Below are 18,657 nucleotides of genomic sequence, written 5' to 3'. Positions count from 1 at the left end.
GTCCAACCCTTCGGTTCTCAGCCGGTCGCGGCGGCGGCCGCGGCGGAGCCCTCGGGTCGCCCCGAAGGTGCTTGCCGATCACTTTCGTCACCCGCTGCCCGGGGTCATTCGAGGAGCTTGACCGCTCCTGACGGGCAGGATCGGGCCGCGTCGCGGACGCGGTCGTGCAGTGCGCTCGGCGGGTCCGGCAGAATCAGGACGACCAGGCCGTCGGTCTCGTCCTGGTCGAACACGGCGGGCGCCTCCAGGGCGCACATCCCTGCGCCGCAGCAGCGGTCGCGGTCGACGTCGACACGCATCGGCCGCGCTACCAGGCGACCGGCATCGAGCTGACGCCGTAGATCAGCATGGTGTCCCGCATCCGGACCTCTTCCTTCGGTACGGCCAGGCGCAGTTCGGGGAAGCGGTCGAGGAGGGCCTGGAAGCCGATCCGCATCTCGATCCGGGCCAGTTGCTGGCCGATGCACTGGTGGATGCCGTGTCCGAAGGAGAGCTGGCCGCGGCCGCCGCGGGCGAAGTCGAGGCGGTCGGGGTCGGCGAAGTGCTTGGGGTCCCGGTTCGCCGCGAAGGCCGACAGGGTGACCGTCTCGCCGGCCTTCATCGGGCAGCCCTCGAACTCGAAGTCCTCCAGGATGCCGCGGATCGGGCCGTAGTGGTTGACCGTCAGATAGCGCATCAGCTCCTCGACGGCGCTGTCCATCGTGGTCTCGCCGGAGCGCAGCATCGCGAGCTGGTCGGGGTTGGTGAGCAGGGCGTAGGTGCCGAGGGAGAGCATGTTGGCGGTGGTCTCGTGCCCTGCCGCCAGCAGCAGGAAGCAGATGTTGGTGACCTCCTCGACGGTCAGTTCCTCGTGTGCGGCCAGGCCGCCGAGGATGTCTTCGGAGGGGTCGGGGCCGCGGCGTCGTTCGACCAGGCCGCTGAGGTATTTCTGCATCGCGTCGAGGGCGGCGTACGCCTGGTCGAGCGGGGTGTTGATGTCCTGGATGACGGTGGAGTTGTGCTGGAAGACCTCGCGATCCTCGTAGGGGACGCCGAGGAGTTCGCAGATCACCAGCGACGGGAGGGCCAGCGCGAAGGCGGGCACCAGGTCGACCGGCGGGCCGGCCTCCTCCATGGCGTCCAGGGCGTCCGCTGCGATCTCCTTCACGCGTTCGGCGAGTTGGGACATCCTGCGCAGGGTGAACAGGCCGGTGAGCAGGCGGCGGTACTTGGTGTGCTCGGGCGGGTCGGTGTAGACGAAGAAGCCGGGCGCGGCCGGGGTGGGTTCCTGCGGCTGGATCGGCGAGCGCAGCAGGTACTTCTGCGAGCTGAAGCGGGCGTCGGCCAGGGCCGCGCGGACCTGGTCGTAGCCGGTGATGAGCCAGCCCTCGCTGCCGTCGGGGTAGCGCAGCCGGTCGACGGGGCACTGCTGCTGACGCTCCAGCAGTTCCGGCGGCGGGTCCAGCGGTGTCGTGCGGGTGGTGGGCAACGGTCGGGCCCCGGCCGGAACCTCGGTCATGGCGTGTTCCTTCCTGTCGGCGTGGTGTCGCGGTGTCGCGGTCTTCCGGCGGTCGGGCCAGTCGGTCAGTCGTTCGGTTCGGTCAGTCGGGCGGTCAGCCAGTCGGGCGGTCAGCCAGTCGGTTCAGTCAGTCAGTCGAGGACCTTCATGTCCGTGTCGCCCCACAGCGCGCGCAACTCCCGCACCAGGCCGTCCTCCCGGAAGCGCACGATCCCGATGATCGAGATCTCGATCCGCTTGGGGTAGCTGCGGGGGCTCAGTTCGACGGTGGCCGGAAGGACCACGGTCTCCCCGTCGTGCGCGGCCACCGGAGTGCCGGGGCGTTCCTGGGCGCGGTCGTCGACGAGGGCCCGGGTGATGTGCGCACGGAGTGCTTCGAGGCCCACCTGTTCGCCGGAGCCGACCGGGTCCTCGAACACCACGTCGGGGGCGAACAGTTCGAGGACGCCGTCCACGTCGCCGGCGTTCATCCGACGGCAGTACTCGAGCGCCAGGGCCTTGCGGGTCACCTCGTCGGGCACGCGGACTCCTTCCGAGCGGTGCAGCGGTGCCGCGGGGCAAACGGTGCGGCGGTGCGGCAGTGCGACGTGCGGCGGTTCAGCGGCGAAGGTGCGGGCGCGGAAGGATCGCGAGCTCGCGTCGCACGGATCAGCCGCTCGGGTCGTCGCGGCCGGACCGGGGACACCTGTCTCGATCCACGACTCAGTGTTCGATCACCTACCGCGCGGACGCCACCCCTGTTCACACCCCTGCCGACCCCTGGTGGGCCGCTGACCTGCACGGAAGCCGGATCAGGGGCTCGACTTCCGCCGCCTCCCCGGAAATGGCGGGGTTGCTCCCTTGAGCGACACCCGGTCGTGTGCGAAGGAGCCTCGAACGGCCCTGAGCCCCCTGCTAGTGTGGTTCAACCAATCCCAACAACCACAACGCTGTCTCAACGCCGAGGCAGCGAGCGGCCCCCTGCGCCTGCCCGCATCCGTGATCTCGATGCGACTCGCGACGCGGTCGGCGTTTACGTCTCCCCGTCACTGGCGTGAAGGAGAGCACATGAAGACCATCAACCGCCGTCAACCTCACCTCACCTCCTTCGCGAGACCCGATCCGCACCTGTGTCGACGGCCGTGCCGTCGCCCCGCGTGGGTCGCCGCCGTCCGCGATGAGACCGGACCGTGAGCGCGGGCGAGCGTTCCGAAGCGACCGCCTTACTGACCGGTCTCCTCGACGGTGCGCCGGCCTGTGACAGCGGCATCGCCGTGATCAGCGGCTCGGTGGCCATGGGAAAGACAACGTTGTTAGCGGGGTTCGCGCAGCAGGTGCGGGCCGCCGACGGCGTGGTGCTGACCGCCGTGGCGTCCGAGTCCGAGGAGGGCATACCGCTGGGCGTGGTCGCCCAACTGCTCGAGGAGGCCGCACTGTCGGCCCCGGTCGGTTACCAGGTGAACCAGCTGCTCGCGATCGGCAGGGCCCATATGACGGCCTCGCCGGGCGGACCACCGACGAAGCTGTCCGCGGTGGACGCCCAGATCGTGCAGTCCCTGTGCGCGATCCTGCTCGGCCTGGCCGGGCCCCGGCCGCTGGCCATCGTGGTCGACGACATCCACCACGCCGACGCCGCCTCGCTGGCCTGTCTCGCCTATCTCACCCGCCGGATGCACAGCACCCCGCTGCTCGCGGTCTTCAGCCACAGCTGTCTACCCGGGGACCGGTGCGCCGGCTTCGTCGAGCAGCTGCTGCGGCTGCCGCACGCCCACGGTGTCCGCCTGACTCCGCTCGACCTGGAGCAGGTACGCGAAGCCGCGGCGGCCCGGCTCGGCGCGGAGAGCGCGGAGCGGGTCGCGGCCTGGGCGCTGAGGGTGAGCGGCGGCAATCCACTGCTGCTCGACGGAGTCCTCGACGACGTCCAGCGCGCCGCGCCCTCGTCGCTCTCGTCGGCCCTGTCGTCCGCCGGCTACCGGCGGGCGATGCTGTCGTGTCTGCACCGCGGCCCGGCGCTTGCGGCGCGGGTGGCGCAGGCGCTGGCCGTGCTCGGGAAGCCGGAGCCGATCGCCCGGCTGTTGGGCCTGGAGGCCGGTGAGGTGGCGCAGTGTCTCGCGGTGCTCGACGCCTCCGGTCTGCTCGAACAGGGTCGGTTCCGGCATCCCTCGGCGGCGTCGGCGGTCCTGGCGGACGTCGGCCCCGAGGCCACGGCGGCGTTGCACCGGGACGCGGCGGAACTGATGTACGCGGAGTCCGGTTCGGCGTCCGCGATCGCCGAGCATCTGCTGGCGGGTCAGGGGGTGCGGGCGCCCTGGGCGGTGCCCGTGCTCGACGCGGCCGCCGCACAGGCGCTGACCGAGGGGCGGGGTGCCACCGCCGTCGAATATCTGCGCCTGGCCTGCACGTTGAGCGTGGACGAGAACGAACTGGCCCGGATCAGGGCCGCGTTGCTCCAGGCGGAGCGCCGGATGGGCGGCGGTGTCTCCGAACCGCAGATCACCGCCCTGCTGCAAGCGGTGCGCGGCGGCCATCTGGGCGGCGGCGAGACGCTCGGCGTGGTCAGGGTGCTGCTGTGGAGCGGCCGGTTCGAGGCAGCCACCGAGGCGTTGCGGCATCTGCCCGGCTCGGGGCAGACCGCGTCCCCCACGACCACGATGGAGCTGTGCGCCGCCCGGCGGTGGATGCGCTGCTCGTACGCCCCGCTGCTGGGTCTGCTGCCGGACGCCGTGGAGGACGACGGGGAACTGCACCGCACGCCCTCCACTACCGAGAGCCGCCGCCGGTACGACGCGGCGACCGTGCTGGAGTCGGTGCTGACCCAGGGGCCTTCGGAGCGTACGGTGCCCAAGGCCGAACGGATCCTGCACGGGAGCCGGTTGCACGGCACCGACCTGGACACCATCGAGTGCGCGCTGCTCGCCCTGACGTACGCCGAGCAGCCCACGCTGGCGCTGCCGCACTGCGACGAGCTGATCGCGGCGGCGCAGGAGCGGGGCGAACCGGGCAGTGCGGCCCGGCTGCACGCGCTGCGGGCGGAGATCTGTATCCGGCTCGGTGATCTGCCGGGCGCCGTCGAGCACGCGACCGCCTCGTTCGACGTCGTGCCGATCGGCGAGTGGGGGGTGGCGGTGGGCTCGCCGCTGGCCAGCCTGCTGATCGCGCTCGCCTCGATGGGCCGGGAGGACGAGGCCGCGGAGCTGCTGTATCTGCCGATCCCCGAGACGCTGCTCCAGAGCCGTGCCGGACTGCACTACCTGCACGCTCGGGGGCGGTACAGCATGGCCGTCCAGGACTGGGAAGGCGCGCTTTCGGACTTCCTCGGCTGCGGTGAGCTGATGGCCCGCTGGGGTGTGGACGTGCCGGGTCTGATCGCGTGGCGCAATGACGTCGGCGAGGCGTGGCTGCGGATGGGTGAGCCGGATCGTGCCCGCGGCCTCCTGGAGGAGCAGTTGCGGCGCAGCGAGCAGAGCGGTTCGCCGCGCACGCGCGGGGCGACGCTGCGGCTGCTGGCGGGGACGCATGAGCCCCGCAGGCGTCTCTCCTTGCTGCGGCAGGCCGTCGACGCGCTCCAGGAGAGCGGGGACCGTTACGAGTTGGCTCGCGCGCTGGCCGACCTCACCGACACGTACAACGCCGTCGGCGAGACGCGACGGGCCCGGGTGATCGGCTCCCAGGCGAAGATCATCGCGGACAAGTGCCAGGCGGAGCCGCTGAGCAGGCTTCTTCCGGCGGACCGGGACCGGCCCGACACCGAGTCCAAGGGTCCGACGGCGGTGCTCACGGACGCGGAGCAGCGGGTCGCCGACCTGGTGGCGCTGGGCCATACGAACAGTGAGATCGCCAAGCTGCTCTACATCACGGTGAGCACGGTGGAGCAGCATCTGACGCGCATGTACCGCAAGGTCGGTGTCAACGACCGGGCGCAGCTGGCGTCGGCGCTGTTCACCGGGCCGCCCAAGCAGGCGATCGAGGCGTAGGGCGAGGAGCGCGGGGCAAGGCGCGCAGGGCAAGGAAGAGGCGCCCGGCCGGGGTTCTCCGGCCGGGCGCCTCCTCGTGTGCCGACGCTGCTGTGCGGGTCTCTACGGGGGCCGGTCGGCATGGCCTCACCGGATCGCATGCCCCGCCGGACCGGACGACCCCGCCCCCTGCCCGTCACCCCTCACTCCCCCGCCTCGCCGCTGAAAGGGCTGGAAGGGGAGCGAGGGAGGGACGGGCGGGTCGGCGAGGACGGGTGGAGGGGAGGGGAGCGCCGGTTACGCGAGCAGGTCGCGGCGGCGGAAGGCGACCAGGGTCGCGGCCACGCCGACCACGGCCAGGGCGGCCATCACCACCAGCGGCGTCGCGGAGACGTCGTTGCCGGGGAGCTTGGGCACATGGGTGAACGGTGAGACGTCCAGGACGTACTGGCTGACCTTCAGCTGCGGCCCGACCAGGGTCAGGAAGGCGAAGAGGCCCAGCATGCCCCAGCCCGCGCTGGTCCAGCGGGGGACCACCGCGAACAGCAGGACCGCGAGCGCCGCGATCAGCACGACGGCCGGAAGCTGCGCGGACACGGCGCCGAAGGCATCGCCGAGTGCCCCTCCCACGTCGTGCGCGCCCAGCCCCTGGGACAGGCCCATGCCGAAGGCCGCGGCGACGAGGATCACCACGGCGCCTGCCACCGCGAACACCAGGTGGCTCAGCAGCCAGCGCGCCCGGCTAGGGGTGCCGGCGAAGACGAGTTCGATCCGGCCGCCGGCTTCCTCGCCGCGGGCCCGCACGATCACGGTGAGCGCGAAGACGGCTGCCAGGATCCCGAACACGCCCACGATGGAGGACACATACGCGTCGGCCATGTTCTGTGAGCCGCCGAGTTCCGCCATGATCTCCTGCACCCGGTCGCTGTCGGTGAGAAGGTCGACGTCCTTGACGAAGGAACCGAACACCAGTGCCGCGACCAGCACGCCGATCGACCAGCCGAACAGGGAGCCGCGGTGCATGCGCCAGGCGAGGCCGAAGGTGCCGAGGGTGCCGGCGCCGGCGTAGGCGGGGCCGGGTCGGCCGGGCAGCACACCGGAGGCGAAGTCCCGTCGGTCCAGCAGCCGCAGCGCCACCGCGATCAGCGCGGCGGCCGCCACCACGGGGATCGCCAGGGCCCACCAGCGGTCCCCCGTGTAGGGCTGCACCTCCTCGGCCCAGCCGACCGGTGAGAGCCACCGCAGCCACTGGGCGTCGTCGCTCATGTCCCCCGCCGCGCGCACCAGGTAGAAGGCGGCGAGCAGGGTCAGGGCGACGGAGTTCGCGGTGCGTGACGCCTCGAAGAGCTGGGCGCAGACGGCCGCGATGCCGGCGAAGACGATGCCGCAGGCCGCCATGGACAGGCCCAGGGCGAAGGCGCCGGCCGCCCCGAGGCCGATCACGGGCAGGACGGCGCCGATGATCAGGCCGACGCCGAGGTTGACGCCGATCACCAGCCGGAGCACGGCGACCAGCGGCGCCCTGCGGTCCACGACGCCGGACGCCACCAGTTCCTGGCGCCCCGTCTGCTCCTCCGCGCGGGTGTGCCGCACGACGAGCAGGATGGACATGATCGCGGCCAGGACCGCTCCGAGCACCAGCGAGCGCCAGGTGGTGATGGCGCCGAGCGAGTTCTCGTCGAGCCGGCCGTAGAGCGCGATCGCGCCGGACGCGGCCCCGATCCCTTCGGCGAAGTCCTGTCGCGACGACGCGTCGGGGAAGAGCCCCTTGATGCTGTAGGCCGTCGAGGCCGCGCTGCCGATCAGGGCGTACGCCCACAGCGGCAGGATGATCCGGTCGCGGCGGGAAGCCAGCTTGGACAGCTCGCGCAGACCGGCGAGCCCGCCGTCGCTCACTGCTGCTCCCCGGAGTAGTAGCGCATGAACAGCTCTTCGAGCGTAGGGGGTCGGCTGATGAGCGACGACACGCCGGCGTCGGTGAGCATGCGCAGCACCTTGTCCAGGGCGTCGGGGTCGACCTGGCAGCGCACGGAGCCGCCGTCGACGTGCAGGTCGTACACACCGCCTATGGCGCTCAGGCCGTTCACCGGCCGGGACACCGTGGCGGCGATGGTGGTACGGGAGAGGTGCCGTAGTTCGTCGAGCGTGCCGGAGTCGACCCGGCGACCCGCGCGGATGATGGAGACCCGGTCGCAGAGGTCCTCGACCTCGCTGAGGATGTGGCTGGACAGCAGCACGGTCGCGCCGCGGTCCTTGGCCTCGGCCACGCTCGCGCTGAAGACGGCCTCCATCAGCGGGTCGAGGCCGGAGGTCGGCTCGTCGAGGATGAGCAGTTCGGCGTCGGAGGCGAGGGCCGCGACGAGCGCCACCTTCTGGCGGTTGCCCTTGGAGTAGGCCCGGCCCTTCTTGGTGGTGTCCAGCTCGAACCGCTCGACCAGTTCGTCGCGCCGCGCCTTGTCCAGGCCGCCGCGCATCGAACCGAGCAGGTCGATCGTCTCGCCGCCGCTGAGGTTGGGCCAGAGGCTGACGTCGCCGGGCACGTAGGCCAGTCTGCGGTGCAGTGTCGTGGCTTCCTGCCAGGGGTCACCGCCGAACAGGGTGGCGGTGCCGCCGTCCGAGCGCAGCAGTCCCAGCAGGACCCGGATGACGGTGGACTTGCCCGCGCCGTTCGGCCCGAGCAGGCCGTGCACCTCGCCCTGGGCCACTTGAAGGTCCAGGCCGTCAAGGGCGACGGCCCGGCCGAACTGCTTGCGCAGCCCTAAGGTGTTGATCACATCGCTGTCGATTGCGTTCACGGGCTGGACGCTACAGTCATTTCACTAGTTTGTGAAGCTTCGCGATGTCATGAAATGATGCGTGCACAGGCACGTGTGCGCGGGGTGCGCGCACCGAAGCGGCGGAGGAGCTGGTGATTGTGGCTGACGGCAGGGACGAGGACGCCGCGCGGCATTTCATCGAGCAGATGGCGATGCTGTTCGCCGACTGGGGTTTCCCGAGGATGAGCGCGCGTGTACTGATCACCCTGATGGCGGCGGAGGAGCGGGGGTTGACCGCCGGCGAGCTGGCCGAGCGACTGGGGGCGAGCGCCGCCGCGATCTCGGGCGCGGTCCGCCATCTCACCCAGTCCGGGCTGATCACCCGTGAGTCGGTGCTGGGGTCGCGCAGCGATCTGTATCTGCTGCCCGACGACGCCTGGTACACCGGGACCGCGACCAAGCAGAGCCTCTTCGCGCAGATCATCGCCGCGACCGACAAGGGCATCGAGCCCCTCGGCGGCCCCGACACGAAGGCGGGCGCCCGGATGGTGGAGATGCGCGACTTCTTCTCCTTCGCCCAGCACGAGATGGCGGGCGCTCTGGAGAAGTGGCGGAGCATGCGCGCGCAGGCCGCGTCGGAGGAGTGATTGGAGCAGTGATTGGAGCAGGGCCCCCACGATCCCGCAGGCTGCCGCTCGGCCGGCCGCTCCGAGACCGGAGCCGGTGACCGAGCGGCGGGCTCAGTCGCGGTAGTGGTCGGCGACTGCGGCGAAGGCGGCCTTGGGTTCCCAGGGCAGGCCGGGGTAGGTGTCGCCGTGGCGGTCTTCGAGGATCTTGACGATGCCGAGGCTGGCGAGGTCGAGGTCGTCGCGAGGATCGCCGTCGGGGCGGTGGGGCAGGTTGTAGAGCGCGAAGAGGAACACGAAGGCGCTGTCGACGCCCTCGCTGTCGAAGATCTCCAGCAGTTCGCTCAGGTATGCGGCTTGGCCGACCTCGTCGCGTTCGTATGTCCCCGTCAACCGGAGCGGCGCGCCGGTGACTTCGTCGGTTTCGAGGATTTCCATGCTGCGGGGTGCGACGTCACCCGCTCCGCGCCAGGTGGCGGTGCCGAAGCCGGTGATGGCGACCGGTTTGGGCTGTGCGACGAGGCTGCGCACGGCGTCTCGGAATCGGTCGGCCACCTCCGCGGACCGGATGAGTTCGAAGGTCGTGAAGTCGAACAAGTCCCAGTCGACGCCTTCGAACTGGATGGCGGCGTAGGTGACCTTGCCGTGGAAGCGCTCGCGGACCACCGCCACGGCTTCGCGGAGGAAGGCGTTGAGGCGGGTGCCGACTGCGGCAATCCTCTCGGGCCGACGGGCCGGGTCGCTCAGTAGCCGGCGGATTCGCTCGTCGACGCTGTCGCCTTCGAGGAACCCATGGTTCATGACGCTCAGCTCAGCGCCGGTGACGAGCACGACCTCGGCCCCTTGCGTCCGGAGTCGCTCGGCCCGCTCCGCGCAGTCGGCGATCAGGATGAGGATTTCGTCGGTCGTCAGCTCCAGCGGGTAGGGCGAGAACCAGATCTCCAGTCCGAGCTCGGCGGCGTGACGGGCGGCGAGCTCCAAGCGCTCCGGGTCGCCGCCGGTGATGTGGACGGCGGTGCAGTGGAGATCGTCGCGGATGATGGTCAGCTCCTTCCTGACCAGGTCGGGGTCGAAGTGCTCCCGCGAGTAGCCGCCGTTGCGGAGGAAGCCGGTGTCGTAGCAGATGCCCTTGGCCCGCATGCGTCTGACCTTTCCGTAGGGGGCTTGAGCGTAGAAGCAAATATTGCGTGCACGCAAGTTTTCGGGAACGAAAGTTTGCGTGGACGAAAGTTTGCGTGCACGCACCGAAGCGGGGATACTGCGAGGGTGACGACAAGACGGACCGGGCTGCGGGAGCAGAAGAAGCAGGCCACCCGAGTGGCATTGCGTGAAGCGGCACTTCGGCTGGCCCTCAAGCGCGGGCCCGACAACGTCCGCGTCGACGACATCGCCGAGGCAGCCGGGGTCTCGCCGAGGACCTACAACAACTATTTCTCCAGTCGTGAACAGGCCATCGTCGCCGCCGTCACCGCCGAACGGGAATCCCGGGTCGCCGCCTCGGTGGCAGCCAGACCCGCCGATGTGCGCCTCGCCGACGCCTTGGCCGAAGCGATCCTGGAGCAGTACACCGAACCGCGTGACCACGACGAGCTGCTGCTGATCACGGCCAGCCCCGCGCTGCGTGACACCTTCCTCGACACCGTCGCAGCGATCGAACACCCCCTCGCCGCGGCGATCGACCAGCGCCTCGGCCACACCGGCACGCCTACCGCCCGGGTGCTCGCGGCGAGCGTGGCCGCTGCGGTTCGCATCGCACTGCAGCAGTGGCTCCAGCCTCCGGCCGCACCCCTCACAACCAGCGGGCTTGTCGTGCCGTCCGGCTCGCTGCCGGACCTGCTCCGCTCCGCGCTCGCCACACTCGAACCCGCACTTGACGCCGCCGAAGAACAGGCACAACAGCGCTTGCGCCAGTGAGTCCGTTCCCCCGACGGCTCCGACGTCGCGGTGGGTCCGGCACGAGCCGCGCTGCCGTCACAGATCGACGGCAGCGCTTCATAGGCGGTCCCCGTTGCAACTCCCGGCGCCGACGCCGTTGTTGCAGGTCGGCCACGGCGGTGAGCGCCTGATCAGCCCGCTACTCTGCGGCTGGCGTTGGGCTGGGCCTCCGGGGCCGTCACGATGTGACGTCCACCAGGACCTTGCCGACGGTGCCGCTCTCCACCGCCCGGTGCGCGTCGGCGGTGCGGTCGAGCGGAAAGCGGACCAGCGGCAGGCCGTGCTCCTCGCCGACCGGCAGGGCGCCGTCGCGGACTGCGGCAGCGACGTCCTCGGCGGCCGCGGCGCGTGCCTGTGGTCCGGCCGTGTAGAGCACCAGGAACTGGAAGCGTGTGTTCAGCACCATGTTCTGCAGCACGTTCAGTTCGACGGGCTTGCCACCGTCGTTGGCGTAGGTCGAGATCGTGCCGCGTGTCCGCAGCACGGCCAGGTCCAGTGCGAGGTTCGCGCCCAGCGCCACCTCGGCGACGATGTCGACACCGCCCGGGACGATCCTGCGGATCTCGGCGGCCGGGTCGCCCTCGCGATAGTTGATCACATGGTGGGCCCCGGCCGCGGTGGCCAACCGGGCCTTCTCCGGGCTGCTGACCGTGCTGACCACGGTGGCGCCGGCCCATCGGGCGAGCTGGATCACCGCGTGCCCGACCGCCCCGGCCCCGCCCGCGGCGAGCACCACCTGGCCGTCGAGCGCCCCGGGCCGCAGACGGCGCGGCCCGTCCTCGGCGACGGTGAGCGCACGGTGCGCGGTGAGCGCGGGGACGCCGAGTGAGGCGCCGACGTCGAACCCGGCGTCGTCGGGCAGCGGCACGGCCTGTTCGGCGGGGACGACGGTGAACTCGGCGGCGGTACCGGTGGGCCGCCCGGCGGCGGCCATGAACAGCCAGACCCGCTGACCGACCCGGCTCCGGTCGATCCCCTCCCCGACGGCGTCGATCGTGCCGGCGCCGTCGAGGTGCGGGGTGACCTCGGAGAAGTGCTTGGGATGGCCGGGGCCGGAACGGGCCTGCCAGTCGGTCGGGTTGACTCCGGACACGGCAACCCGGACGCGAACCTCGCCGGGGCCGGGCGCGGGCAGGTCACGGTCGACGAGCCGAAGAACGTCGGGGCCGCCGTTGTCGCGGTAGATGATGGCTTTCATGATGCGTCCTTCTCGGAACCTCAGGGCCTGGTAATGGGGTCCTGTCGGTCCCCGTCAACCGATGGGGACCTCGTTGGAGCGGGACTCGACGGCGTCGAGGGCGGCCAGGGTCGCGGCGTCGAGGGCGATCTCACCGGCCGCCATGTTGGCCTCGAGGTGGGCGGTGTCGGCGGTGCCGGGGATGAGCAGCACGTGTGGGGCGTGGTGCAGCAGCCAGGCGAGGCCTACCTGGGAGGGCGTGACGCCCAGGGACTCGGCCGCGGCGTGCACGGCCGGCTCGTCGGTCGCCTTGGGCAGGCCCGGGAAAGCGCCGCCGAGCGGGAAGAACGGAACCCAGGCGATGCTCTCGGCCGCACACAGCCGCAGCAGATCCTCGTCGTCGCGGGAGACGAGGCTGTAGGCGTTCTGCACGCAGGCGACTCCGGCCGGCAGGGCGCGGCGCAGGACGTCGAGGGTGACGCTGCTCAGGCCGATCGCGCCGATCTTGCCCTCGTCGCGCAGGGCGGTCATCACCGCGAGCTGGTCGTCGAGTTCGACGACCTGGTCGCCCTCGGGACGCAGACCGGGGCCGGAGTCGAGGCGGCGGAGGTTGACCACGGGGAGCTGGTCGACGCCGAGGCTGCGCAGGTTGTCCTCGACGCTGGCGCGCAGCTGCTCGGGCCGCTGCGCCAGACGCAACGGCACGTGCCCGCCCGGGTCGGGGTCGGCGCCGACCTTCGTGACGACCAAGACGCGGTCCTCGTCGCGCAGCGCCTCGCGGATCACGTCGTTGGCGAAACCGAAGCCGTAGAACTCGGCGGTGTCCACATGGTCGACGCCCAGCTCGACCGCGCGCCGCAGCAGCGCGACGGCCTCGCCGCGGCGGTCGTGCAGGCGCTCGAGCTGCAGCGCGCCGTAGCCGACGCGTAAGACGGTGCGACCGGCGAACGTAGCGGTCAGGGCGGTCATGGCTGTGCCTCCTCGGTCGGTGACTGCAGGGCGGTGTACAGCAGTTCGGCCTGGTAGAGCGCCATCACCCGGTGGGCGATCGGGGCGGCGCTCTCCCGGGCCTCGGCCGGCTCGTGGTGCTCGACCTTGACGAGCCAGGCGGTGACGCAGTCGTGCAGCATCGCGCGCATCCGGTCGGTCATGTCGACGACGATGTCGCGGATGGCCGGGTTGGTGGTCGCCTCACCCCAGGTCTGCACGCCGACCCGGGCCTCTGCGGGGTCGATCGCGGCGATCAGACGGGCGAGCAGTTCGTCGGGGTCGGGCGGGGCGTCGCTCGCGGCGTGCGCGCCAAGGACCTTGGCGCGCTCGGCGAGCACCCCGCGAGCGGCTGCCTGGACCAGGTCGGCCTTGTTGCGGTAGTGGGCGTAGATCGATCCGGCCGAAAGTCCGGACTCAGTGATGATGTCGGCGATCGAGGTCCGCTCCAGGCCATTGCGCCCGAAGCAGCGCACGGCGGCCTCCGCGATCTGAGCGCGCCTCAGTTCCTTGCGCGCGTCGGTGAGCCGGGGCATCACGGTCCTCCCTCAAAAAGAACGGCGGTTCTGCTTGTAGCCACTCTACAAGCAGAACCGCCGTTCTTTTTCCCGCACTTCCCACCGGACGTCGCATGAATGGGCGCAGCCGGACAGACGGGTTCTTCGGACAGCGCTCCGCGCGGACCTTGCACGGGCAGCCTGGCGCGACGACCACTTGCTGCGGTACTGGGAGTGTCACGACCGGTCCCCCTGGCGGCCATGGGCGGCGCCCTGCCCGCGCTCCCCGCCGGCGGGCGATGCATGCGCTGCGGCGCCGCCGCGCCACGCTCGTCTTCTTCGCCGTGCCCTTCTCAGCCAACTGCGTCTTCGCAGCCGTCCTCCCGGAGGCCGCCTCCTTCTTCGGGCCGGCCCGTTCTGCCCAGGCTCGGCGGACGAGCCGACTAACGCGCCACGCGGTAGCGGAGGTAGACGACCTTCGAACTGAAGGTGCGGGTCTCGACGAGTTCGAGATCCACCCGGCGCTCGTGTCGGGGAAAGAACGGAGTGCCACCGCCGACCAGCACCGGGTAGACCACGGCCTGGTACTCGTCGATCAGACCCGACGCGGCCGCCTCGGCGGCGAGAGTCGCGCCGCCGATCGCGATGTCGCCCTCCCCCGGTTCGGCTCGCAACCGCTCGATCTCTTCCGCCAGGCCGCCGGAGGCCAGCCGGGCATTGCCCTGCACCGCCGACAGCGTGGTCGAGAACACCACCTTCGGGAGCGGATTCCAGAGCGAGGCCCACTCGCGCTCCGAGTCGTCGAGCGTTCGCTCCTGGTCGACGGTCTCCCAGTACAGCATCGTCTCGTACAGCCGTCGTCCCAACAGGTGGACGCCGACCTCTCGAATCTCGTCGATCCAGAAGCGAAAGACCTCCTCGTCGGGCCCCGTCCAGTCGAAGCCGCCGTCCGGCCCGACGATGTAGCCGTCAAGTGAGACACCCATCGAATAGGTCACCCTGCGCATCAGAAGTCCTCCTCGGTAACGGGTTCGACAGTACGACCGCCGGACGCCACAGGACTCATCGCAACTTGCGGAATCACCTGGGCCGAATCACCCCACGAGATCATTTCGTTGAGAAAACCTCAATGAGCCGCGACCGGCAGCACCCGGTTTTCCAGCAAGGAAGGCGAACACCGCCAACTCCTTGAGCACTTCAGCACCTGGCACCAGATGCGACGCCTCCGAGAGGGGCAAGCACTTGGTGCGCGACATCGGCACCTTCGCCGCGGGAGGGATGATGGGCGGACTGTCCACCAAGGCCCGCCGTACCTGGCTCAGGGATCTGCCGGCGCTGCGGCTGCGCCTCAACCCTTGTTGTCTCAATGCCGCATCGCCGGCTTGAAACAACAGGGGGAAACCCCCTATCAGATCAGCGGCGAATACTTGCATGCCAGATCGCCAGCTGACGCGCCGCACGGCACGCCCACCGACCGGCAGTCGCACTGCACGCCGAGCCGTCCTGGCTCCGCACGGGGTGACGGCCCCGCTCCCGCGACCCGACGAACCTTGGGCGACATGACGGCTACAGGCCCGCCCGGGTCAGTAGCCACTCCATGCGCTCGACGGGAAGGAACGGCGAGGCGCCGGCGGCCTCCGCGACGCGCCCCGAGGGGTCGGCCAGGAGCCGGAACAGGGATGGGAGCGGGAGATTGCGGTGGGGCGCGACCGCGCGGCGGACGCGGTCTTCGGGGTCGGAGGCCAGCTTCTCGGCGAGTTCCGACGGCAGATTCGGATCGCGGGGAGCGAAGGATCGGAGCCGGGGTTCAGGATCGGTGGCGAAGCGGCGCAGGACCTCTGAGGGGAACGTCAAGACCTCCTCCTGGTCCCACCAGAACGTGAACTTGTCCCGTCTGCGGTAGCGGCGCTCGATGTTCTCGGCGGTCGCGGGATCAACCAGGTGCGGGGCGGTGCGAGCCATGGTGAGGCGAACGATCTCCTCCTCGTCGTCGAGCAGTCGGGCCACCTCGTCGGCGGGAAGGGCCTTGCTGACGGCCGCTGAGACTCGGAAGCTGACATAGGGCGAGTCGATGTGCGGCAGCGGATCGGCGGTAACCCATGGCAGGCGCAGGATCCGAAGCTCCGTGCGTGCGGCGACGTCTCGATACCACTGCAGGACTGCTTCGTCGTCGGCGTCGGGGCTCGGGTCGGCCATCGAACGCGAAAGCTCGTGGACCGCGGTGTGGATCTGTGCCCGCACGTGCTCCGGCGTGTCAGGTCGGGCGAAGACCTTAACCCGGACGCTCAAGGCCGGATCGACGGCAAGGACCTCGCGGATCGACGGCGGCAGGTCGGGATGCCGGGCGAGCTCAGCGCGCACCTCGCTGTCCGGATCACCGGCGAGCTGCTGGAGAGTGTCCGCGTCGAGAACGGCGTGAATCACCGCGCCCGCCCGAGTCACAGGGTCGGCCAACAGCACCGGCAGTAGGTCGGAGGGCGGTATCGGATGCGGCCGATGCGCGAAGTAGGTCGAACAGGCCGCGGCGCGGACCTCGGCCTCGGGGTCGGTCAGCAGGATCCGATGGACCGCTTCCGGCGCTTGTGTCCAGTACTTCGCCAACGCGGCGCGGATCGCGGGGTCGGAGTCAGCGGCGAGGCGGGCCCGGAGATCCGGTGGCGTGTGATGCCCCTGGGCCAGGTACTCGCGGACCTGTGGGTCGGGATCGTCGATGAGCTGCTCCAGCATCTCCCTCGGTGCGGTCGCGGCGCGGATGACGAGCGCGGACCGCACCGCCTTGTCCGGATGGGCGGCCAGACGGATGCGAAACCGGTCCGGCAGCCGGTCGTTGAGCGCCAGGCTGTGCAGGAGCCAGTGGTCGTCGATCGCGAGGATCTCGGTGAGCATGTCCTCGGTAAGGTCCGGACGCCCCGCCACCTTCCCCCCACCCCGCCGCCATGCGAACAGTCGCCGGACCATGGGAGCCGGCAAGGCGGAATTCATCGCCAATCCGTCCATCACCTCGTCGAGGTGAACCGGAGTCAGAGCGTCAGCGTCCATGCGGGCCAGGATGCCAGGCGGGCCGCGATGCGAAGCCGCCGGGCTGCGGCCGGCAGCGGTCAAGGCGTTCGAGCACGAGGATGCTGCGTGAGTCGAAGAGCTTCGGTAGTGACATCGGCGTCGACCTGCGCCTGTGTTCTGTCGCCGTATTCGAGGACGTCGTAGTCGTCGTCCAGGTTGGCGAGTCGTTCGGCCAAGGGCAGCTCGTGCCCGAAACGCCAGTGGATCCGGAAGGCCAGCTCACGTGGTGTCAGCTCCCCGGCCAGCATCCGGGCGGCAAGTGCTCGCACGGCGGCTTCCTGTCCTGCAACGCTGCCGGCCGGGTGGCAGGTGAGGCCCAGTTCGTCGAGTGCTGGGGAAAGGAGGTCGGGGACGTCGTAATCCGCCTCTGCGCGTGTGCACGCGGCCAGGATCCGCAGGGCAGGACTGTCGAGGCCGGCAACGAGTGCATCACAGGCAGCAGTGACGACGTCGGTTGCGGGGATCTCGCCCATGCTCCAGAGAACGGCGCGGTCCTGAAGTTCGCGGGCTGCTGGTTCGGTCGACGGCATCTGCCCATGATCTCGTCAGTGGGTTGAGCGGGTCGAGTGGGTTTCACTGGGATGCCTGCTCGGCAGCTTCTCTCAGAAGCGCGCATGCTGAGTCCGCGTAGCGGATGGCGGTCTTCTCGTCGATGCCGCAAGCGCGAGCGAGATGGAGCGGGTCGGAGCCATGTCCGAGGGGGCAGGGAAGAGGTGGCCTCCTCCACGCCGGCCCCACCCGTGATCGAACCCCTGCTGGACTACCTCGACAGCCTCAGCACCGGCCGCGTGTGGCTACCGGGACGACCAGCCCATCGAATAGCCGCACCCAGGGCACCAGGCCCCGGGTAGCTGCCTCCCACTGCCGGGCAACCGCAACGACTGCACTGCCGGCCGACGCGATCCGCGGGAGCGGTGCGAGCATCGCCGGGTGTCTGAGGCGATCACGTGGGAGGACCGGGCCTGCCGGTGCGTCGAGTTTCGCGGTCGCAGGTTGAGGGGTCACTTTCCGTAGGCGCGCAGGAAGACGTCCATCGCGGTGTCCACGACGGTGTCCGGGGCGGCGTCGGGGCGGTACTCCAACGGGCCGGTGAGCAGGGAGAGAAAGTGCTCGGCAGCGAGCTCCGGGTCGCACGGGCGCAGGTGGCCGGCGAGGGCCAGGCGGGCCAGACGGTCGGCGAGGGCGGAACGTACCCGCAGGGCTGTGCGCTCGCGCACGCTCACCGCCAGATCGGGGAATTGAGCCGTCTCGGCGCAGGCCAACCGCCGTACGGCGCGGGCGTCCTCGTCGCTGAACGCCTGCAGCAGGCCGCGGGCCACGGCCGTGAGTCGGGCGCGCGGGTCGCCGTCCGCGGCAGCCTCGCGCAGCTGCTCGACGACGGCGAGGCTCTGCGCGCCGATCCGGTCGGCAGCGGCCTCGACGGCCTCGCGGTAGAGGCTCTCCTTGTCGTTCAGGTGGCTGTAGACAGTCGGCTTGGCGACGCCCGCCTCCAGCGCGATCTCCTTCACACATGCCTGGGCGTAGCCCTGCCGCGCGAATACCGCGAACGCGCCGTCCAGGATCGCCTGCCGCCGCTCGATCCGTCCACGGGCCGTACGCCCGCCCCCGGTTGACACTTCTGAACCCATGGGTTCAGTGTAATGACTGAACCGTACGGAACAGATTCCTGAACCCTTGGGTTCAGTTACGTTGGAGGGGTGGGACAGTCGTGATCGTCCACATGCTGCGCTTCACGTTCAAAGAGACCGTGACCGAGGAGGAGCGCGAGCACGTACTCGCGGCGATGCGGCGCACGGCCTCTGTCGATTCGGTGTCTTTCTCGACGGTGGGCCAAAACCTCGGCGATCCCGACGGTTTCACGCACGCCTACTGCGTGGGCATCACCGACCTGCCGGCCCTGCGGCGCTACATGCACGACCCGGTCCACCTGGCCGGCGACCCGCAGATCATGCCCCACCTGGCCAGGATCGCCATCGGCCCGGACTTGTCCGATGACATGACGCCCACCCTGGCCAGGGACATCCTCGCCCTGCATGAGGAGAAGGCCGCGCTCTATCCGGAGTGGGCCGCCGAATTCGGCCCGCTGCTGGCGACCTAGGGGCTGTCTCTAGTTGTGATCAAGTGGCTTGGGATGGGGACCGGTGCGATAAGACTGTGGTGTGACGCGCGCGCAACTCACCGACAGTGAG

Annotated in this window: 18 protein-coding genes; 5 read left to right on the top strand and 13 right to left on the bottom strand. The window is 70.4% G+C overall.

Going from position 1 to position 18,657, the window contains the following annotated elements; translation table 11 throughout:
• Window positions 1-104: 104 nt before the first annotated feature.
• The 3 genes from ABZ725_RS28140 to ABZ725_RS28130 all read right to left on the bottom strand — a co-directional run bounded on the left by ABZ725_RS28140 (window position 105) and on the right by ABZ725_RS28130 (window position 2,019).
• On the bottom strand, window positions 105-299 hold the full coding sequence (locus tag ABZ725_RS28140; protein ID WP_351920765.1) for a ferredoxin: 195 nt from the start codon (window positions 297-299) through the stop codon (window positions 105-107).
• An 8-nt stretch (window positions 300-307) separates the two neighbouring features.
• Window positions 308-1,498: a cytochrome P450 gene (locus ABZ725_RS28135; protein WP_358805335.1), complete on the bottom strand. Its 1,191-nt coding sequence runs from the start codon at window positions 1,496-1,498 to the stop codon at window positions 308-310.
• A 131-nt stretch (window positions 1,499-1,629) separates the two neighbouring features.
• Window positions 1,630-2,019, bottom strand: a complete 390-nt coding sequence (locus tag ABZ725_RS28130) for a nuclear transport factor 2 family protein (protein ID WP_351920761.1) — start codon at window positions 2,017-2,019, stop codon at window positions 1,630-1,632.
• A gap of 648 nt (window positions 2,020-2,667) precedes the next feature.
• Here ABZ725_RS28130 and ABZ725_RS28125 point away from each other — a divergent pair.
• Entirely contained in the window at window positions 2,668-5,451 is a 2,784-nt protein-coding gene (locus ABZ725_RS28125; RefSeq protein WP_358805334.1) for an AAA family ATPase, read from the top strand.
• A 276-nt stretch (window positions 5,452-5,727) separates the two neighbouring features.
• On the opposite strand, the gene ABZ725_RS28120 is transcribed toward ABZ725_RS28125, so the two are convergent.
• Both ABZ725_RS28120 and ABZ725_RS28115 read right to left on the bottom strand, forming a co-directional pair.
• Window positions 5,728-7,326, bottom strand: coding sequence for an ABC transporter permease subunit (locus ABZ725_RS28120; RefSeq protein WP_358805333.1), 1,599 nt, complete (start codon window positions 7,324-7,326; stop codon window positions 5,728-5,730).
• A complete protein-coding gene (locus ABZ725_RS28115) occupies window positions 7,323-8,225 on the bottom strand; it encodes an ABC transporter ATP-binding protein (protein WP_351920027.1) in 903 nt (300 codons plus the stop codon). Before ABZ725_RS28115 ends, ABZ725_RS28120 begins: the two co-directional genes overlap by 4 nt.
• A gap of 119 nt (window positions 8,226-8,344) precedes the next feature.
• On the opposite strand from ABZ725_RS28115, the gene ABZ725_RS28110 reads away from it, so the two are divergent.
• Window positions 8,345-8,833 (top strand): MarR family transcriptional regulator, encoded by a 489-nt coding sequence (locus ABZ725_RS28110; protein ID WP_351920028.1) that lies wholly within the window; start codon window positions 8,345-8,347, stop codon window positions 8,831-8,833.
• A gap of 93 nt (window positions 8,834-8,926) precedes the next feature.
• On the opposite strand, the gene ABZ725_RS28105 is transcribed toward ABZ725_RS28110, so the two are convergent.
• Window positions 8,927-9,952 carry a hypothetical protein gene (locus tag ABZ725_RS28105; protein ID WP_358805332.1) on the bottom strand — a complete coding sequence of 342 codons (1,026 nt, stop codon included), beginning with the start codon at window positions 9,950-9,952 and terminating at the stop codon, window positions 8,927-8,929.
• 126 nt (window positions 9,953-10,078) lie between these two features.
• Between ABZ725_RS28105 and ABZ725_RS28100 the strand changes: the two genes are divergently transcribed.
• Window positions 10,079-10,726 carry a helix-turn-helix domain-containing protein gene (locus ABZ725_RS28100; RefSeq protein ID WP_358805331.1) on the top strand — a complete coding sequence of 216 codons (648 nt, stop codon included), beginning with the start codon at window positions 10,079-10,081 and terminating at the stop codon, window positions 10,724-10,726.
• 199 nt (window positions 10,727-10,925) lie between these two features.
• On the opposite strand, the gene ABZ725_RS28095 is transcribed toward ABZ725_RS28100, so the two are convergent.
• The 4 genes from ABZ725_RS28095 to ABZ725_RS28080 form a co-directional block, all read right to left on the bottom strand.
• Complete coding sequence (locus ABZ725_RS28095; protein WP_358805330.1) at window positions 10,926-11,945, bottom strand: NADPH:quinone reductase; 1,020 nt, start codon at window positions 11,943-11,945, stop codon at window positions 10,926-10,928.
• 54 nt (window positions 11,946-11,999) lie between these two features.
• The gene (locus ABZ725_RS28090) at window positions 12,000-12,893 is read right to left on the bottom strand and encodes an aldo/keto reductase (protein ID WP_358805329.1); all 894 of its coding nucleotides are present in this window, start codon (window positions 12,891-12,893) and stop codon (window positions 12,000-12,002) included.
• Window positions 12,890-13,447, bottom strand: coding sequence for a TetR family transcriptional regulator (locus ABZ725_RS28085; RefSeq protein WP_358805328.1), 558 nt, complete (start codon window positions 13,445-13,447; stop codon window positions 12,890-12,892). The genes ABZ725_RS28090 and ABZ725_RS28085 overlap by 4 nt, the downstream gene beginning before the upstream one ends.
• Window positions 13,448-13,851: 404 nt before the next feature.
• Entirely contained in the window at window positions 13,852-14,415 is a 564-nt protein-coding gene (locus ABZ725_RS28080) for a dihydrofolate reductase family protein (RefSeq protein WP_358805327.1), read from the bottom strand.
• A gap of 235 nt (window positions 14,416-14,650) precedes the next feature.
• Here ABZ725_RS28080 and ABZ725_RS28075 point away from each other — a divergent pair, with 235 nt between their 5' ends.
• Complete coding sequence (locus ABZ725_RS28075; RefSeq protein ID WP_358805326.1) at window positions 14,651-14,794, top strand: hypothetical protein; 144 nt, start codon at window positions 14,651-14,653, stop codon at window positions 14,792-14,794.
• A gap of 180 nt (window positions 14,795-14,974) precedes the next feature.
• Here ABZ725_RS28075 and ABZ725_RS28070 read toward each other — a convergent pair whose 3' ends face one another.
• The 3 genes from ABZ725_RS28070 to ABZ725_RS28060 form a co-directional block, all read right to left on the bottom strand.
• On the bottom strand, window positions 14,975-16,447 hold the full coding sequence (locus ABZ725_RS28070; protein WP_358805325.1) for a hypothetical protein: 1,473 nt from the start codon (window positions 16,445-16,447) through the stop codon (window positions 14,975-14,977).
• A 59-nt stretch (window positions 16,448-16,506) separates the two neighbouring features.
• Window positions 16,507-16,998: a hypothetical protein gene (locus tag ABZ725_RS28065; RefSeq protein ID WP_358805324.1), complete on the bottom strand. Its 492-nt coding sequence runs from the start codon at window positions 16,996-16,998 to the stop codon at window positions 16,507-16,509.
• 471 nt (window positions 16,999-17,469) lie between these two features.
• Window positions 17,470-18,096: a TetR/AcrR family transcriptional regulator gene (locus ABZ725_RS28060; RefSeq protein ID WP_358805323.1), complete on the bottom strand. Its 627-nt coding sequence runs from the start codon at window positions 18,094-18,096 to the stop codon at window positions 17,470-17,472.
• An 80-nt stretch (window positions 18,097-18,176) separates the two neighbouring features.
• On the opposite strand from ABZ725_RS28060, the gene ABZ725_RS28055 reads away from it, so the two are divergent.
• Window positions 18,177-18,566: a Dabb family protein gene (locus ABZ725_RS28055; RefSeq protein ID WP_358805322.1), complete on the top strand. Its 390-nt coding sequence runs from the start codon at window positions 18,177-18,179 to the stop codon at window positions 18,564-18,566.
• Window positions 18,567-18,657: the final 91 nt, after the last annotated feature.

Origin of the sequence: Streptomyces sp. NPDC006872 (genome assembly GCF_040635845.1) — a bacterium.
Lineage (GTDB): Bacteria > Actinomycetota > Actinomycetes > Streptomycetales > Streptomycetaceae > Streptomyces.
The sequence above is the reverse complement of the archived record's forward strand: the minus strand, read 5'-3'. Positions and strand labels throughout refer to the sequence as shown.

Bases quoted from the DNA above. Each gene is read 5' to 3' on its own strand.
- ABZ725_RS28060 (WP_358805323.1), bottom strand. From the start codon at position 18,096: ATGGGTTCAGAAGTGTCAACCGGGGGCGGGCGTACGGCCCGTGGACGG.
- ABZ725_RS28095 (WP_358805330.1), bottom strand. From the start codon at position 11,945: ATGAAAGCCATCATCTACCGCGACAACGGCGGCCCCGACGTTCTTCGG.
- ABZ725_RS28140 (WP_351920765.1), bottom strand. From the start codon at position 299: ATGCGTGTCGACGTCGACCGCGACCGCTGCTGCGGCGCAGGGATGTGC.
- ABZ725_RS28065 (WP_358805324.1), bottom strand. From the start codon at position 16,998: ATGCCGTCGACCGAACCAGCAGCCCGCGAACTTCAGGACCGCGCCGTT.
- ABZ725_RS28080 (WP_358805327.1), bottom strand. From the start codon at position 14,415: ATGCGCAGGGTGACCTATTCGATGGGTGTCTCACTTGACGGCTACATC.
- ABZ725_RS28070 (WP_358805325.1), bottom strand. From the start codon at position 16,447: ATGGACGCTGACGCTCTGACTCCGGTTCACCTCGACGAGGTGATGGAC.
- ABZ725_RS28090 (WP_358805329.1), bottom strand. From the start codon at position 12,893: ATGACCGCCCTGACCGCTACGTTCGCCGGTCGCACCGTCTTACGCGTC.
- ABZ725_RS28135 (WP_358805335.1), bottom strand. From the start codon at position 1,498: ATGACCGAGGTTCCGGCCGGGGCCCGACCGTTGCCCACCACCCGCACG.
- ABZ725_RS28085 (WP_358805328.1), bottom strand. From the start codon at position 13,447: ATGCCCCGGCTCACCGACGCGCGCAAGGAACTGAGGCGCGCTCAGATC.
- ABZ725_RS28105 (WP_358805332.1), bottom strand. From the start codon at position 9,952: ATGCGGGCCAAGGGCATCTGCTACGACACCGGCTTCCTCCGCAACGGC.